The 18,051-nt window shown below is 29.3% G+C and carries 15 protein-coding genes and 1 other RNA gene; 9 read left to right on the forward strand and 7 right to left on the reverse strand.

Annotation, left to right across the window (positions count from 1 at the left end; genetic code table 11):
* The first annotated feature begins 78 nt into the window (after positions 1-78).
* From L8X27_RS06395 to L8X27_RS06410, 4 genes are read left to right on the forward strand one after another with little or no spacing between them, the layout of a single operon-like run.
* Positions 79-417 (forward strand): hypothetical protein, encoded by a 339-nt coding sequence (locus tag L8X27_RS06395; protein ID WP_133319030.1) that lies wholly within the window; start codon positions 79-81, stop codon positions 415-417.
* Positions 418-420: 3 nt separating this feature from the next.
* Entirely contained in the window at positions 421-2,094 is a 1,674-nt protein-coding gene (locus L8X27_RS06400) for a flagellar hook-length control protein FliK (protein WP_263681151.1), read from the forward strand.
* A gap of 50 nt (positions 2,095-2,144) precedes the next feature.
* A complete protein-coding gene (locus tag L8X27_RS08080; RefSeq protein ID WP_220567070.1) occupies positions 2,145-3,152 on the forward strand; it encodes a flagellar hook capping FlgD N-terminal domain-containing protein in 1,008 nt (335 codons plus the stop codon).
* Between the two features lie 4 nt (positions 3,153-3,156).
* Entirely contained in the window at positions 3,157-4,782 is a 1,626-nt protein-coding gene (locus tag L8X27_RS06410; protein ID WP_133319032.1) for a flagellar hook protein FlgE, read from the forward strand.
* A 21-nt stretch (positions 4,783-4,803) separates the two neighbouring features.
* On the opposite strand, the gene L8X27_RS06415 is transcribed toward L8X27_RS06410, so the two are convergent.
* The gene (locus tag L8X27_RS06415; protein ID WP_263671524.1) at positions 4,804-5,235 is read right to left on the reverse strand and encodes a hypothetical protein; all 432 of its coding nucleotides are present in this window, start codon (positions 5,233-5,235) and stop codon (positions 4,804-4,806) included.
* Between the two features lie 52 nt (positions 5,236-5,287).
* On the opposite strand from L8X27_RS06415, the gene ffs reads away from it, so the two are divergent.
* Positions 5,288-5,385, forward strand: an RNA gene (gene ffs, locus L8X27_RS06420) — signal recognition particle sRNA small type.
* 4 nt (positions 5,386-5,389) lie between these two features.
* Here ffs and L8X27_RS06425 read toward each other — a convergent pair.
* The 4 genes from L8X27_RS06425 to L8X27_RS06440 form a co-directional block, all read right to left on the reverse strand.
* Positions 5,390-6,613, reverse strand: a complete 1,224-nt coding sequence (locus L8X27_RS06425; RefSeq protein ID WP_263659558.1) for an HD domain-containing protein — start codon at positions 6,611-6,613, stop codon at positions 5,390-5,392.
* Between the two features lie 83 nt (positions 6,614-6,696).
* Positions 6,697-7,677, reverse strand: coding sequence for an ABC transporter ATP-binding protein (locus L8X27_RS06430; protein WP_263681152.1), 981 nt, complete (start codon positions 7,675-7,677; stop codon positions 6,697-6,699).
* Entirely contained in the window at positions 7,677-9,260 is a 1,584-nt protein-coding gene (locus tag L8X27_RS06435) for an ABC transporter permease (RefSeq protein ID WP_263681153.1), read from the reverse strand. The genes L8X27_RS06430 and L8X27_RS06435 overlap by 1 nt, the downstream gene beginning before the upstream one ends.
* A gap of 19 nt (positions 9,261-9,279) precedes the next feature.
* Positions 9,280-10,284: an extracellular solute-binding protein gene (locus L8X27_RS06440; RefSeq protein WP_263681155.1), complete on the reverse strand. Its 1,005-nt coding sequence runs from the start codon at positions 10,282-10,284 to the stop codon at positions 9,280-9,282.
* A gap of 189 nt (positions 10,285-10,473) precedes the next feature.
* Here L8X27_RS06440 and cgb point away from each other — a divergent pair, with 189 nt between their 5' ends.
* Entirely contained in the window at positions 10,474-10,902 is a 429-nt protein-coding gene (gene cgb / locus L8X27_RS06445; protein ID WP_039619438.1) for a single-domain globin Cgb, read from the forward strand.
* Between the two features lie 23 nt (positions 10,903-10,925).
* On the opposite strand, the gene L8X27_RS06450 is transcribed toward cgb, so the two are convergent.
* Complete coding sequence (locus L8X27_RS06450) at positions 10,926-11,399, reverse strand: GlcG/HbpS family heme-binding protein (RefSeq protein ID WP_263681156.1); 474 nt, start codon at positions 11,397-11,399, stop codon at positions 10,926-10,928.
* 9 nt (positions 11,400-11,408) lie between these two features.
* Positions 11,409-13,037 carry a multidrug ABC transporter permease/ATP-binding protein gene (locus L8X27_RS06455; protein WP_263681157.1) on the reverse strand — a complete coding sequence of 543 codons (1,629 nt, stop codon included), beginning with the start codon at positions 13,035-13,037 and terminating at the stop codon, positions 11,409-11,411.
* Between the two features lie 163 nt (positions 13,038-13,200).
* On the opposite strand from L8X27_RS06455, the gene L8X27_RS06460 reads away from it, so the two are divergent.
* From L8X27_RS06460 to L8X27_RS06470, 3 genes are all read left to right on the forward strand, one after another.
* Positions 13,201-13,395 carry a hypothetical protein gene (locus L8X27_RS06460; RefSeq protein WP_263662111.1) on the forward strand — a complete coding sequence of 65 codons (195 nt, stop codon included), beginning with the start codon at positions 13,201-13,203 and terminating at the stop codon, positions 13,393-13,395.
* A complete protein-coding gene (locus L8X27_RS06465) occupies positions 13,374-16,823 on the forward strand; it encodes a filamentous hemagglutinin N-terminal domain-containing protein (RefSeq protein WP_263681158.1) in 3,450 nt (1,149 codons plus the stop codon). Before L8X27_RS06460 ends, L8X27_RS06465 begins: the two co-directional genes overlap by 22 nt.
* Before the next feature lie 10 nt (positions 16,824-16,833).
* Positions 16,834-18,051, forward strand: a 1,218-nt coding sequence (locus L8X27_RS06470; RefSeq protein WP_263671529.1) for a ShlB/FhaC/HecB family hemolysin secretion/activation protein, incomplete at its 3' end; no start/stop codon positions are given.

Below are 18,051 nucleotides of genomic sequence, written 5' to 3' on the forward strand. Positions count from 1 at the left end.
TGCTTAAAAATTAAGATTTAAAAATTGGAACACTTGTTGCTTTTGTCTTGAGTAAGAATTATTTTTAAGGAGAAAAATATGTCAAACCTAAATACTCAAATCTTTAACGCTAACTTAGAAAAACAAGGAACTTCAGTTTTAAATAGTAAGCATTTTATGGAACTTTTAAATTATTTAGAAGTTATAAATTCAAATGAAGAAAAAGAATTAAATTATGCAAAACTTTCAAGCAAAGTAAGTGAAATTTTAGATGATGCGCAAAATGAAAATGCGGTTTTAAATGCTAAAAACATAGAAGAATTATTAGTAATATTTAAAAATTTTAATCTTACTCATGAAAATTTAAAACTTGATTGTGCAGCACAATTACAAAATTTATTTCCAAATTTAGCAAAAAATAATTTTTTAGTAGGTTAATTAATGTCTAATATCCAAGCTAGTGATGCTTTAAACTTACTAAGCATCACTCCACAGAATGAAAACCCAAGTAAAGAAAATACTAGCTCACAAAGTGATGGCGAGGAATTTTTAAATTCCTTATTGCAAGCAATAAATGAAAAAGATGGAAGTTTACCAAAAGATTTCAAGACTCCACAAAAAGATGATAAAGTTAATGATAAAATTTTAAAAGATGATGTCAAAGATAAAATACCGCTGGATGAAAAAGATGCCTTGAAGCTTTTTGAGGGTGCAAATTTTATGCAAATTCTTTCTTTATTGGAGGTTTTACAAAGCGATAGCAAGGATATAAAACTAAACAAACTTGTCCAGGATAATACTGCTATTTTAGCTCTTGAAAAAAATCTACACAAGCTAAAAAATATAAAAAATATTAATGAGCTTTTTAATGTGGCAAAAGAACTTGGATTAAACATCAAAAATATAAAATTTGAACAAATTAAAGATTTAAAAGAAGCCTTTCCAAATCTTGATAAAAAAGGTTTTTTTGAAATACCAAAACAAAATAATAATACTAATGTTTTTCAAGATTTAATCAATCAAAAAATTACCAAGCTTTTAAAAGAAGAACCAAATACAAGCAAAAATATAAAAAGCAAAGAAAACGAAGGTGTGTCTTTGCTTTCTTCTGCTTTAAAAAATATAGAACTTCCAAAAAAAGATATAAAAACACAAGCAAAAGAAAACATTCAAAACATATATTTTAAAGAAAAACTAGTAGAGAAAATTCAAATTCAAGATGAAAAAGAAATAAAAAACGCAAAAAATATCCAAAATACAACAACAAAATTCAATGAAAAACTAAGTGATATTGAGTTAATTAATCTTACTCAAAACACAAACCTAAAAAAAGATATTAAAGAAAAAGAAAAGCTAGATTTTAAAGAAATATTAAAGAATGAAAAACTAACTACTAGCGAAGATAGCTTTAGTAAAAAAATAAGTTCTGTTTTAGAAAATTCAAAAGATTTAAAAACTGAATTAACAAATATAAAAAATACTCAAAATATACAAAATCAAAATCAAGATTTAAAAATTAACTTAGAAAATCTATTAGCCCCTCAAGATAAACATTTAAAAATAGATAAAAATAATCAAAATATAGATAATTTTAGTGATATTTTTAAACACACAAAAGAGTTTTCAAAAGATGAAAATGATCATAGTGAAGAGAATTTAAATTCTTATGTAAGGGAAATGAATAGGGTTTCTAATAATTTTATAAAAAATCAAAATATTCCTATGAAAGAAACTTTTAATGATTTTGCCCAAGAATTTAAAGAAAAACTAGAAAGCTACAAAGCACCTATAACTCGCTTTAGTATAACTCTTAATCCACATAATCTTGGAGAAGTAGAAGTAACTTTAGTCCAAAGGGGTTCAAATTTAAATATTAGCTTTAACTCTAATCAAAATACCTTAAATCTTTTCATACAACATCAAGCTGAATTTAAAAATGCTCTTGTAAATATGGGATTTACAAATTTAGAAATGAATTTTAGTAATCAAGAAAGAAAAGAACAAAGCAATCCGCAAAGACAAAAAAACAACAATAGCAAAGAAGATAAGGTGAATTTTGAAAAAGAAATTCAAGAAAAACCGAGCTTAGAAATGGTTTTAGCAAAATATTTTTAAATGGAATATTTTTTGCTTTGAGCTTTAAAAATATATAAAAAAGGATTTTTATGTCAAATATAAACACACAAACCCTTCAAGGTCCTTTAGCAACGCTTAATACTAAAGATATGCCAAATGCCAAAGGAAGTACTAGAGCCGGTGAAGGTGATAGCGGGTTGATTTACAACCCTGGGGCAGAACTTGACAAGGATGCGTTTTTAAAGCTTCTTTTAATAGAACTCCAACATCAAGATCCAACAGATCCTATGGATACTGAAAAAATGCTTACCCAAACAGCACAACTTTCAGCACTTGAAATGCAAGATAATACTAATAAAACCATGACTCAACTTGTAACTGCGATGACAAAACTACAAAATTCTATTGCAGCAAGCACAGGTATGAGTGCACTAGCTGCAGTTGGAAAGCTTGCAACAGTTAAAGATAATTACCTTGTAGTGGCAGATGATGATATACAATTTCAAATTAATATGTATTTACCACAAGAACCACAAAAAGGTAAAAAGACTGATATTGATATTGAAGGTTTTGAACTTAAGAAAAATGGCGAAGATAAACTAGATATAACAGGTAAAGTTGATAAAGAAATAGCTGAACCTGGAGAAACTATACATATAAAATTAAAAGATGACAAAGGTCAAGAAGAAACGGTTCAAGCAGTAGTTGGAGAAGATCAAACATTTAAAATAGTAGGACATACCCCAAGTGTTGATATCAAAACAGCAAAGATTGATTCAGCTTATAAATCAGACAGCACACCTGTAACATTTACTATTTATAATGAAGCAGGAGATCCTGTAAGAACAATGAGTGTTAAAGATATGAGTGCTGGTATGAAACAAATCGTTTGGGATAGAACAGATGATAGTGGAAGTCCTGTACCATCTGGAAAATACTATGTAAGAGCAAGCTATATAGGTGAAGATGGCACAACCGTTAATTCAACTTATGGTGCTTATCCTATCACTGGAGTTAAATTTGAAGAAGGTGAAGCTCTAGTTGGTATGGGCGGTAGCTGGGTTAAATGGGAAGATATTAAAGAGATTACAGGATAAAATCATGTTTACAGCATTTTACAATGGAGTAAATGGAGTAAAATCCCAAAGTTATGGTATAGACAATACCGCTCATAATATAAGCAATGTCAATACAGTCGGTTTTAAATACTCTGATGTGGCATTTAAAGATGTATTTTATAGCACCATAACAACACAATCATATAACAAAGGTCAAACTGGTTATGGTAGTGTAGCAGGAGCTACTAATGATATTTTTGAACAAGGTCCGTTAGTTTCTACCGATAATGAATTTGATGTAGCAATTGCTGGAAAAGGCTTTTTTGGTGTAAGTAATGCTAATGGGGTTTATTATACTAGAAATGGTGCTTTTAAACCTGATGCAAATGGATTTTTAGTAGATTCAAATGGAAATTATGTACTTGGAACTATGAATCCATCATTACAAGAAATTCAACTAAGTGATAGAGTTTCTAATATGTTTGGTCAGATTATGGGACAAAAAGTCACTACAGCTTGGAGTGGAACACCTGGACAGAATTTACAAATGGGCGGAGTTAATACTCAAGGACCTATTTCTGTACCTAAAAATCTTTACTTACCACCTCAACCAACGCAAAATATAACTTGGAGTGGAAATTTAGACACAAGCACCAAAACAGAAGCAGTAAATGTAGATGTAGATGCTTCTAAATTTGAATTTAGTAAAAATGAAGATGGTAGTGTAAAAATTTCAGGTAGTGTAAAAGATGAACAAATTTATGGTATAAAACCTGGCGATACTATATATTTTAAAATCACTGATGAAAAGGGTGCTAGTCAAACATTACAAGCTACTTTAGATGAAAATTTAGCTTTTAGTATCGACAATCAAAAACTAGATAAAGTCGATTTAGAAACAGCCAAACTAGAATCATCTCACTTAAGCGTTGAAAAAGAAGTAGCTGATAGCACAGAACTTTCTGCAAAATTAATAAATCCTGATGGATCTATTAGTTGGGTAAAAGTTAAATTAGATAGAGTTTTACCGCAAAATGGTACAGATTTAGAATACAAAGCCGTTGCACAAGTGTATGATAATGATGGCAATAAAATAGGTGGAACAACTGAAGGTTTAATCACTTTTAACGAATCTGGAGCTTTAGTATCTAACACCTTAAATTCAGTAGATAACAATGGAACAAGGGTTAATATAAATCTTGGTTCTTATTATGATCCAAATATACCAAATTCAGGCTATGATGGACTTCATGCTTTACAAAACAAACAACCTTCAGTGCATACACAAACAGATGGTAAGGGCGAGGGGTTTTTAAATAATTATTCTATTAACACAGATGGTACTATCATCGCCACTTTTACCAATGGAGATCAAATAGCTATGGCAAAACTTGCTTTGTTTAATTTTACAAACGAACAAGGCTTGGAAAAGCTAGGGGAAAATCTTTATGGGCAAACAGGAAATAGCGGTAATCCAACTTTTTTACTTGATGCTAATGGAAATTTCAGCACAGCAACTTTTAAAGGTTCTTATTTAGAGCAATCTAATGTAGATTTATCGGTAGCTTTTACTAACTTAATCACTCTACAAAAAGCTTATGATTCAAGTAGTAAAAGTATCACAACAGCCGATCAAATGATACAAAAAGCAATCAACATGAAACGCTAATTTTAGCTTTTCATGTTTTATTTATATTTTTTGCTCTAAGATATATTTTACCTCTTGCTCAAAAAATTCATACACCCTAAGCTGAACCAAAGATTCTTCTTCATTTTTATCTATTAAACGCTCAAGTTTATCAAATTTTATCTTTTGTATATATCTTGGATTTTTTTTCAAAAGCAAAGCAATATTTTTAAGTAAAGTATCCAAACTAAGCTCACTTTTTAAAACTCTATCTACATATTCTTTAGAAGTTTGCACCAAAATTGCTTGCCTGCTTTTATCTTTTGGATAAATTTCACTAGCAATATCAGCTAAAACTTGCCAAATTTCTGCTTTTATATTTTTATTTGCCACAATAATAGCCGCAAAAGATTTTGCTCTAAATTCTAAAGACAGATGACTAGGAACAAAAAATTCTCTAAATTTAGATAAAAAATTTGCAAATATACTCAACATACTTCACCTCAATGTTTTTTAAGATATTTTAAGATATTATTTCAACTGCCTTCTCTTAGACCTGTGCAATGCTATTTTTAAGCACCGCTTCAGGGTGGGAACACAGCAGAGCACTTAGACTTAGTGTGTGCCGCAGTCATCTGGGGGAGGGTTTTTAAAGTTTAAAATACCCTTTAATATCCTCACAAATTCTAAAGAAATTTACCCCATTAATAGTCGGATTTGTTTTAAAATATTCATACATTCCCACAAAACCGCTTTCAAGCTCTTTAGACTTTACTCCATAGCTAATCGATAAAGCCGCTTCTATAAAAGCTGCTAGCTTATCACAATACTTCAAAGCCTTTCCATCAATAGCCTTAAAACGATCCTCATTAACCGCATCTAAACTACCACTATAAACACTTGGTTTGTTATTAAAAATACGATTTTCAAATTCATTTTTTACAAAGGCACTTTCTTCATTTTGTCCTTCTCTAATACCAAGTATATAACTAAATTCTTCTCTAAAAGATAGTGGTATAAAAGGTAAAATTTTCTCATTAATAAGTTTCATTTCATACTCATTGATGATTTCATTTAAACCATCTATGCCATATTTTACCGGAGAGATGATATCTCTAGTTAAACTTTCGGGTAAATCATGAAACAAAGCACAATAAAAATTGCTTTCTATCCTACCATCGCATGCTTTTACTTCTAAAGAATAAAAATAAGACAAAATAGCTACCACAAGCATATGTCCTAAAACCGCAGTTTCTGGAATCCTTGGAGTTTGTGCCCATCTTTTTTGAAAACGCAAGCGTCCGCTTAGATCGATTATTTTAGAAATTTTTTGATTAAGAGCTATTTTTCTTGCGCCAATTAACTCATAATAATCTTCTAATTCTTCTTCAACCTTAGCCTTAATCTCATCAATATCACTTAAAAATGAACTAGTTTGATAAACTATATTAAACTCCCACCTTGTCGCAAAATACGAAGCAGCTTTTAAAACAAGCCTTTCTTTTGCACAATCTTTACCTTGCAAAAAAAGCTCATAGCGTTTTAAAAACTCACCATTTTCTATATCTTGAATCATTGGTGCGATTTTACTTAACACCCAAGCACTTACTTGCTCATTTTTTGCACGCGTTATCTCATGATACACATCAGGGCGTATATCAGTCACTACCACCCTACTTAAAAACTCAAAAATTCCTGCTTCTATGATAAAACGCATATTGACATCTTTTTCCATTTTAGCAATGAAATAAGCAATGATGAATTTATGTGCTTGTTTATCAAGCTCAACTAAATTTGTCATTCTAGGATAATCATTCCACCTTGATATAGAAGCAGCTTTAAAAATATGCTCTATCAATTCTACACTAATCATTTATTTCCTTTTTTTGCTGTGATTTTACTTTATTTTATAATCTTTAGCAAATTTTAGATATGTTTGAAAATGAATTAGAGTGATTAAAAACTTTCTATATCACTTAACTTAAGATAAACCTCATCATTTTTACTAAGCTCTTTATGATGATAAATGCTAAAAATATGTCCTTCCAAACTCACGCCTAGCTCATAAAAATCCCCATAAAATACACATTCTAAAACGCTAGCTTTTAAAGGAGTTTGTGAAGTTGAAATTTGTATATCATTAGGGCGTAAAATGCCATTTTTACTTTGTAAATATGCTTTGAATTTCTCATCTAAAATTGTATTTGGATCTATAAAAAATGCCTCGCCCAAAAAGCAAGCGCTATCTATATTTTTAGGCTTGTAAAAAAGCTCTTTAGCGCTTCCATAGTCTAAAATTTTCCCATCCTTAATCAAAGCGATATTATCTGATAAATAAAAAGCATCGTCTTTATCATGTGTGACAAAAATAGCACTAAGCTTATGTTCTTTCAAGATATTTTTGATTTCTTTGCGCATTTTAACACTTAAAGTGTGATTTAAATTTGAAAAAGGTTCATCAAAAAGTATGATTTTTGGCCTTGCGACTATGGTTCTTGCTAGTGCTACTCTTTGGGCTTGCCCGCCACTTAGCTCATTTGGATAGCGCTTTAAAAGTGTATTTAAATTTAAAATTTCTAAAACTTCATCAAGTCTTTGTTTTTGCTCATTTTTACTTAAAGAGCTTATACCAAAGCATATATTTTCTTCTACATTTAAGTGCGGAAACAAAGCATAATCTTGAAACAAAACTCCCACATCACGCTCTTGTGGGGCTAAATACACATTCTTAGAAGCAACTAGTTTATCCCCTATATAAATGCTACCATCATTGATTTCAAAAAAACCTGCTATACAACCAAGCAAAGAACTCTTACCACAGCCACTTTCTCCCAAAATACTGACAATCTCACCTTCTCTTAAGCTCAAAGAAATTCCTTTTAAAACTTCTGTTTTTCCAAAAGATTTGTAAAGATTATCAATTTTTAAGATTTCCATTATTGTCCTTTTTGGTTGTTTTTATTTTGCAAATAATGCATTAAAAATGTAGGGATAATCCCAAATAACACTATAATCAAAGATGGCAAAGAAACATTATAAATTAATTCATTTTCACTATAAGCAAATACAAGCGATGAAAGCGTTTGAAAACCTGAAGGTGAAAGTATAGTCGAAATAGGCAATTCTTTTAAAATATCCACACAAATAATCACCACAGCCAAAGCTAAATAATGTTTCATCAAAGGAAAATGAATTTGAGTGAAAATTTTAAGTGGTTTTGATTTTAAGGTTAAATTCGCATAGTCTATGTTTTTAGAAATTCGCTCATAGCCTGATTGAGTTGCAAAAATCCCTGAAGCTAAAAACCTCACAAAATACCCAAAAAACAACACCAAAAATCCACCACCTATGGCATATTCAAAAGATAAAAGATCAAAAATATAATTTAACACACCCAAAATCACTAAAATTCCCACAGCTACCACAGCTCCAGGTAAAGAATACCCCAAAGTCGTAAGCCAAAGGATGATTTTAGAAGCTTTTGTATCGTTTAAACGCACCACAAAACACAAATAAAATGCCACCCCCACAATAGTAAAAGAACTCACCAAAGCCACGCTAAGACTATAAAATGCAGGTGTTAAGACATTGCTTAAATTTTGCATAAAATCAAACCCAGCCCAATAAACAAGCCACACAATAGGCACGACAAAGGCTAAAAATGCCACCAAAAAGCACCACAAAAAGGCTAAAAATGCCTTAAAGCCTTTTAACTCATCTTTTGGAGTAGGTAAAAATACATTTTGATTAAAACCTTTTTTACCTCTTTGAATTTTTTCTAAAAGCATTAAAAGTGCGATAAATACAAGCAAAGCCACGCTCAAAGCCACAGCACTCACTTCATCACCGCCACTTCCCCATGTTCTAAAAATTCCTGCACTAAAAGTATCTACACCAAAATACGCCACTAAGCCATAATCACTCAAAACCTCCATAGCCACCAACAGCAAAGCACCCACTATACCCACACGGCAAAATGGCAAAATCACTTTAAAAAATGTTTTTAAATTAGAAGCCTTAAGCGTTTTAGCACTTAAAATGATATTTCCAAGTCCATAAGCAAAAGTATTTTTAGCAAAAAAATACACATAAGGATAAAGTGCAAAAGATAAAATCACAATCACACCATATGCATTCATGATATCTATACGCCTATCAACCCCTAAAAGCGTGGGAATTAAACCTTGAAATTCAAACAAATCAATCCAAACAAAACCCATCACATAAGAAGGTATAGCCAAAGGTAAAATCAAAAACCATTCAAAAAATTTCGAGCCAAAAAATTTATAAAAAGCTATCAAATAAGCACTAACTAAACCTATAATCAAACACAACACTAAAGTACCAAACAATATAAAAGCACTACCAAAAATATATCGTGGCAAGACATTTTTACTCAAATGTTTTAAGGTGTTAATATCTATAAAAGGAAGATGCAAGATAATAGCAAGTATAGGCAGTATGATTAAACTACAGAAAAAAAAGGTGGCAAAAGACCACCTTAGACTTAAAAATTTCAAATTTTATTTTTCCTTAAAATTATTTCCATTGAACTTCATCAAAAATCATTAAAGCTTCTTTAGCATTACCCCAGTAAGCTTCAAAATTTGGTTTTTCGATTTTAAACTCACCCCATGATTGTAAAATTTTAGCAGGTTTTACTTCTTTATTTACCGGATACTCATAGTTTTGGTTTGTTAAAATTTCTTGTGCTTCTTTTGAAAGCATAAACTCGATAAATTTAACCGCAGCTTCTTTATTTTTAGAAGTTTTTAAAACACCTATACCACTTACATTAATATGCGTTCCTCTATCATCTTGGTTTGGAAAAATCACTTTTACTGAATTTGCAGCTTCAACATCTTTAGGATTTTTTGAATTTGCTAAATGACCTAGATAATAACTATTTGATATAGCTACATCGCCTTCTTTTGCATAGATTGCACGAATTTGATCACGATCCCCACCTTTTGGAGTGCGTGCAAGATTATTTGCTATGCCTTGTGCCCATTCTTTTGCTTTTTCTTTACCCAAAGTATCAATCATTGCACTTAACAAAGAAATATTATAAACATTATTTGAACTTCTTACTAAAACTTTACCTTTAAATTTAGGATCAATTAAATCTTCATAAGTTTTAATCTCTCCATCTTTAATTCTATCTTTAGAAGCGATGATGATTCTTGCTCTTGTTGTAAAAGCATACCATTCATTGTTTTTACCTCTTAATTCTTTTGGAGAAAGTTTTTCTAACTCAGGTGAGCTAACCGGTACAAAAAGATTATTTGTGCGAACTTGTTCTAAATTTCCCGCATCAGCAGTCATAAACAAATCTGCCTTTGAATTTTTACCTTCAACTTCTAATCTTTTAGCAAGCTCATTAGCCTTAGCTTGCACCACATTTACACTAATGCCTGTTTTTTCTTGAAATAATTTGAAAATTCCTTTATCAGAATCGTAATGACGATGAGAATAAATCGTAAGCTCTTGAGCGCTTAAACTCATAGCAGCTAGTAAAGATAGTAAAACTACTTTCGCTTTCATTTTATAAATTTCCTTAATTTAAATTTTGAAATTGATAAGGATTATTATATTAATAATTCACTTTATATTTACTTAAATTGATATACATAATCATTTTAAAATAAAATAATACAAAATTAACATAAATCAAGATATTTTTTCTCTCATTTTTATATAATCATCAAAAATACAATATACAAAGGAGATAAAATGACACAAGAACAAATTCAAATTATCAAAGATTGTGTGCCGGTTTTACAAAAAAATGGCGAAGTTTTAACTAAAGAATTTTATAAAATCATGTTTGAAGAATATCCTGAAGTAAAACCTATGTTTAATATGGAAAAACAAGCTTCAGGCGAGCAACCAAAAGCTTTAGCAATGGCTATTTTAATGGCAGCAAAAAATGTAGAAAATTTAGAAAATATGAGAAGCTTTGTTGATAAAGTAGCTATCACTCATACAAAATTAAATGTCAAAGAAGAACATTACCCTATAGTAGGCGCTTGTCTTTTAAAGGCTATTAAAGTAGTATTAAATGCAGATGAAACTACACTAAAAGCTTGGGAAGAAGCTTACAAAGCTATCGCACAATTTTACATAGACATTGAAAAAGAAATTTATGCAAAAGCTAAGTAATCATAGGCTTTGATTTTCAAAGCCTATTTTAAAAATGTCATCCCTGCTTTAGCTATTTTTACATCCTCATCTAAGTGTGCTCCACCCACACCTATACCACCAACAACAACTCCATCTATAAAAATCGGCACCCCACCAGGCATAATGGAAAACTTATCATCTAAATAACGAATATCTTCAGGTATTTTACCCTCTTTTACACCTTTAAAAATGACCGCTGTTTCTCTTTTTTGTGAAGTGGCTGTGTAAGCTTTTTTATAACTAGCATTAAGTGTATGCACACCCGCTTTATCATCTCTTAAAACCGCTAAAATTTGACCAGATTTATCTACTATGGTAATACTTACATGAAAGCCATTTTTTCTTGCTTCTTTCTTTGCAAGCTCCAAAATCCCTTCAACCATTTGTGTAGTTAGCACAGGCTCTTTTACAAGCTCAAAAGATTTTGCCATCAAACTTACTCCTAAAAATACACATAAAATGAGTAATTTTTTCATTTTTTTCCTTTAAAATTTTTCTACTGCATTTTTTGCTAATTCTTTTATATCGCCTTTTAATTCACAAATTTGACCATTTTGTGCGAGTAAAATTCTATCAGCCATATCAAAATACACATCATCATGAGTTATAGCAAATATAGTAATACCTTTTTGCTTTAAAAGTGGCAAAAGTTTAGTATAAAAAAACTTCCTAAACATAGGATCTTGATCAGCTGCCCACTCATCTAAAATCAAAATATCTCTTTTTTCAAGCAAAGCATTAAGCATAGCTAGACGCTTTTTTTGTCCAGCTGAGAGCTTTATAGTGCTAAAAGTATTTTCTACAAGCTCTACTTTTTCATTTAATTCTAAAATTTCAAGCCAATATACTAAATCCTCTTTGCTAAATTTTTCATCTTCTAAAACATGCTCAAACAAATGAAAATCACTAAAAATCGCACTAATTAAACTTCTATACTCATAAATATTTTCCGAAGTTACTTTTTCATCATCTAAAAAAATACTTCCTTTAAAATCTGTAAAAAGCCCTGCTAAAATCATAGAAAAAGTAGATTTACCGCTACCATTTTTACCTATTAAAAATACACATTCGCCTTTTTTAAGCTCAAAATTTACAGGTTTTAGTGCAAATTTTTCATTGTATGCAAAAGATACATCTTTAAAAGAAAGTTTTTGCCAAGTTTTTTTATTTTGACTGAATTTAAACTCATGAGAATAGTTTTCTAAATTTAAATTTGAAATTTTATCTAAAGCAATTTTTGCCATCATAAGCGTAGGAAAACTTCCTATCATAGCTCCAAGTGGCGCTCTTAAAAAAAGCATACTCAAAGCAATAGTCGTAGCACTTTGCAAACTAGCAAGCTCATAATTTAAAGCTATATAAAACTCCACTCCTACTAAAGCTAGCATAGCACTATTGCTCCAGTTGTTAGATAAAATATGCAAGATATTTCCTATAGTGGAGCTTTTTTTCTTTTTCAGAGCATTTTTTTCAAACTCATTTTCATAATAGTACTTCGCCCTTAAAGGATTTAAGGTTAATTCCTTATGCCCTTGTAAAATATTTTGATAGTTTTTTTGCAAAGCATCATCATTTTCTCTAGCATTTTTAAAATAAAAATACACCCTACTCATCAAAAAATTATCCACCAAAAAAACACACACTATCCACGCTAAACACAAAAAGAAAATTTCTAAAGAAAGATAAGCTATATAAGCACTTACACAAATAATCAAAACACTTGATTGTATAAATTCAGGAAGCCTTAAAAGCCCAAAAGAAATACTACGCACATCATTATTCAAAGAAGCTAAAATCTTTGCTTTAGTAGTGTTTAAAACACTCAAAACACTTGTATCTAAAATTTGCTTTACAACCCTTCTTTGCATTTTAAAAATAAAGCTTTGCCCAAACGAGCTTAGTGCAATTTCTACAAAAGAAGAACTCGCAAAAAATACAAGCAATAAAAGCACAAAATACACAATGATATTTGAGTTTTCAAGGCTAGTTTTTAATAAAAACTCATTGATGAAAACTAAAGTTAGCACACCCAATATACTCGTAAAAATACTAAAAAGCAAAAAAAGAATGATTTTTAACTTGCTTTCTTTAAATAAAAAAATTAAAAATTTCATTTAATATAAACCTTAACTCTAAAAGCAAATTATATAACAAAAATATGCATAATAATTATTTATATTGTTTATGTTTATTTGTTTTTATTTAACTATAAATAAATTTTGCTATAATATATTTAAAAATTACATATTGATATTAATAATTATTTAAGGATAGCTGATGTCTAGTTTTTCTAACCATATTCTTTTATCTGGTATTGTTATTTCTATCTTATTTGATCAAAGTCTAGCGCTACCTAGTGGTGGTAAATTTACACATGGAACTAGTGGTTCTATTAGCATAAATGATAATCATATGAATATCCACGGAAATGGGCAAAATTCTGTAATACAATGGGGGGGGGATTTAGCATAGGTAAAAACGAAAGTGTAAATTTTAATGGCTCTAACAAAAACTACCTAAACATTGCTCATGGTACAAATAAATCCACCATAGAAGGTTTATTAAATGCAAGTGGCAATAATGTCTTTTTAATCAATCCTAATGGAGTAATCATAACTAAAACAGGAACTATCAATGCCAATCGCTTTGTAGCTTCAACCTCATCAATAAGTTCTGATGAAATGCAAAAATTTGCAAATGGAAAAACAAACACCATACAATCACCCATTATAAAATTAGATAAAAACAATGGTAATGTAGTTAATATGGGAAATATTAACGCTGAAGAAGTTGTCTTTATAGGAAATAAAATTTTATTAAATTCAAATATTAAAAATTCAAATGATTTATTAACTAAAATCAACTCAAAAAACATCAAACTTATAGGAAACGAAATAGACATTGATGCATCAAATATAAACGCAAATTCTTTATCAAAATTAGAAGTAAGCGCTAAAGAAAGAGGTTCTATATATTTAAATGCTAGTGGATATTACTACGATCCTAATTCTTTTGCAGTTTTTGATAAACTTAAACAAACTGATTTTCAAAATATAAAACATAATAATAGCTCCTTTAACATATATGATTTTGTAGGAATATCATCAGATGTTGATTGGTGGCATTTTGCCAAAGGTTGGAATGAAAATAAAAAAGATTTTAGAAATACAGCTACTGAATACAGACTAACAAATGATATAGATTTTAAAGGAAAAAACTATGCAAATTACTGTATAGAAGGATATGGTTGCACCAATATGATAGTAGGATATAAAGATCCTATTTACAATGATAATTGGGAAATTATAGAAGATAATAGCTTTTATAATAAAATTTTTGACGGACAAAATTTTGCTTTAAAAAATATATTCATAGATACAAATGTATTATCAGATTCTTTAAGATATGTTGGTATATTTGGAAATGCTAATGGTTCTGAATTTAAAAATATAATAATTGATTATAACGATAATTCTATTCTATCAAACTCAATGTATACTGGAGGTTTTATAGGACATGCAAGTGGTGGCAGTAAATTTGAAAATATAGAATTAAAAAATATCTCTAAAATCTCTACACAAAATAAAAACAACCTCTACGCAGGAGGTTTTATAGGATATGTTAATGGTGCTAACTTTAACAAGATTGATATAAAATCAATAAGAGAAATCAGCGGTATTAGCCTTGAAAATAGATCACATATTGGAGGTTTTGTAGGTGGAATTAACAATGGAAAATTTGAAAATATAAACATATCACAAATAAATAAAATTATTAATGATAAAACAACAAAAGCAACATATACAGGTGGTTTTGCCGGAGAAGTATGGGGAGGAAAATTTAGCAATATCGATATAAGACAAATTGATGAAATTAATGGAGGTTTTGTTACAGGTGGTTTTTCAGGTAATATAGGCTATGCTGATCTTGAAAATATAAATTTAGATATAAACAACATAACCTCCACTTTTACTACTTTACGCCATACTTATGCTGGTGGATTTGTAGGAAGTATTGATTCTGGTGATACTTATTTTAAAAACATCAATGTGCGTGTTAAAAATGTAAAAAGCATTAGTCAAGATAACAAAGATGGCTCGTTGGAAGAAGATTTTTTTGATACAGGAAATGCTTATGCTGGCGGGTTTGTAGGTTTTGCTAATGGAGGTGTTTTTGATAATATTAGCATAGAAGCTGAAAAAATAGAAAGCATTAATAATAACTCCATGGAAGGCACTCGTGCTGCAAGCGGTGGCTTTGCAGGAAAAATAGAAGGATATAGAAGTGATAATTTATCTCTTTCAAATATCACAATAAAAAATATTGACACTATTTCAGGCAAGATTGAAAAAGACAAAAGTGGAATGGTGAATGTTGGAGGTTTTGCAGGATGGATTCAAAAAGAAGGTAAAGGAAGTTTTTCTAACATAAGCATATATGATATAAAAAATATACAAGCTTATGGACAAAAAGACTTTGCCAATGCTGCTGGGTTTATCGGATATATTGAAGGGCGTTCAATGTTTCAAAAATTTAATTTAGATTTTAAAAATATATATTTATTTTTTGAAAATGACTCCCAAATACAATCTTTTGCAAATGATGGTAAAAATTTAAGTGGAAAATTTATTAGTGCCTATAACGATAAAAATGTAAATTTAGCTTTTAAGAATATACATATTTATCATCATGAAAATGATTTTAATGATGTTTTTAGCGACTTAAAATTATGGAAAGATATGAAAATTAATATTCATACCTATAATGATGATAATAAAAATTTAAAATTTGAAGATTTTTTAAGTAAAGATAATACAATAGCAAGACCTATTATAGAACTACCAAAAAAACCAGATTTTTCAAATAAAATAGAAATTAATTACCCAAATATAGACAATATCATACAAGAAGAAGCCATCCTTGGTAAAGATGATTTATATGAAGATGTCATCAAAAATGAAATTCTAGCAGATCTTATCAATCAGCATTATAAAATATATATTGATGTTTTATTGGATATGTTAGCAGAAAAAGATTATAATCTAATGACAGAAGATGAAAAAGTAGATTTTGTGGCAAAATACTTCATCAAAGATACAGCAAATAATAAATCACAAGCCTTGAAGATAGTTCAAAGTTTAGATTTTATAATGGCTTATCAAAACAACGGATTAAATAATGCAAATAATGATAAATTTGAAGAAGGTGTAAAAGATTTTTATCAAAACAATATAAAATCAAATATAGACAAAACAATTGAGAAAAAAATAAGTATATTAGAAATTCTAAAAGGAGAGTTAAAAGATATAGTTTTAAATTCACAACAACTTCTAAAAGAATTGGAAAATATAAAATTACAACTTCAAATAGCAGAAAAATCTTATAATGACTATATAAAAAACAATTCTTCACTAGATCCTAATAAGCTAGCTCAATTACTTAAAAATGTCAATATGCTAGAAAAACAACAAGAAACAATAGCTTCCAAATTAGGATTAGCAGAAATTAAAAATAAAATAGAATATCAACACAATAAAGGTAGTTTTTTAATAATGGGAGATTATCAATATGACTTATATAAACCTATTTTAGAAAGCATTGATCTAACACCTAGTATTCCTGTTGAACCTGATTTACCTTGGACTGATCTAACACCTAGTATTCCTAGCATTCCTACACTAGAAAACAATCAAGCAAAATCAAGTCTAAACAATAGTCAAAACTATCCTGCAATGATTAATGACAATATTGCTAATTTATTTTTATTTAATTCTTTAGGAGATGATTTAGTTAAAGATGAAATAATAATCAAAGAAATTGGGGAACTTGATATAGAAGCTCGTAAAAAAACTTGTATTGTAAGTGATGGGTTTAAAGCTATGAACCCTTGTGCTAATTAAAGAAAGTTAAATGCATAAGATTATTGTTTGCACCTTAATCTTAGCATGTGCTTTACGAGCTACAAATGACAATATAAAAATAATAGAATTATCCCCTGATAGAAATATACCACAAAACAAAGCTTTAAAAGAAAATTTAAAAACCGAACAAAATTATGAAAAATTTCAAGATGCTAGAGAAATCATAAATACACACCAAGAACATTATGAAAAAGAAATACTTACTCACTATAATTTTCACATCACAAACAAAGGAATTGATTTTGAAAATTTAGGAATTGAAGAAGAGGAATTACATAATCTCATATTAAATTATGAACAGAAAAAATTTAATATCCAAGATTTGCAAGATGTATCAAATATTGTTGCTTATTATTTCCAAGTTAATGGCTATCCTGCTGCAACAGTGTTTATTCCAAAACAAAATTTTGAAGATGGCAATATAGAACTAAACATTGCTTTAGGAATATTTGGAAAACACATAATAGAAAACAAAACCTCGATCAAAGATCATTTCATAAAAGATAAATTAGATAAAAAACTTAAAGGTAGAATTATCTCCACTAAATTAATAGAAGATAGCGCATATAAAGTCAATGAAATGTATGGAGTACAAACCCTAGCAGGCTTACAAGCAGGAGAGAATGTAGGAGAAACTGATGTAGTTATAGAAGTAGTGCCTGATACTAAGGCTAATGTATTATTATATGCTGATAATTATGGTATTGAAAGTTCTGGTAAATATAGAATAGGCATCAGCATGGGATTTAATTCTATATTTAATATGGGGGATTATTATAATTTTTACTTACAATCAAGCAATGAAAAACAAATCAACTATGGAGCTAGTTATACTTTCTTTTTAGGAAATTTAAAAATTACTCCAAGTGTATCAAAAGGAAATTATTCCTTGGGAGAAGATTATGAAAATGCCGGATTTTATGGTACTTCTAGAAATTTCGGTATAGACTTTTCTTATCCTGTGTGGATTAATACTAATTCATCATTTTACTTTACTTCAAGTATTTATCATAAAATACTTAGTGATACAAGTGCTGGATTTTTAACTTTTAATAAGCATTCTAATGTAGGTAGTATGGGTTTAGAAGGTTTATTTAGAAATTTTCATAACACTTTTATTTATAGTACCAAAATCAACCTAGGCAAGGTCTATGACGATGGGGTTAATTTTTTAGGCACTAATTATAAAAATAATAGTAATGGCATG

It is taken from the genome of Campylobacter sp. CNRCH_2015_1657 (genome assembly GCF_025772685.1).
Taxonomy (GTDB): domain Bacteria; phylum Campylobacterota; class Campylobacteria; order Campylobacterales; family Campylobacteraceae; genus Campylobacter_D; species Campylobacter_D lari_D.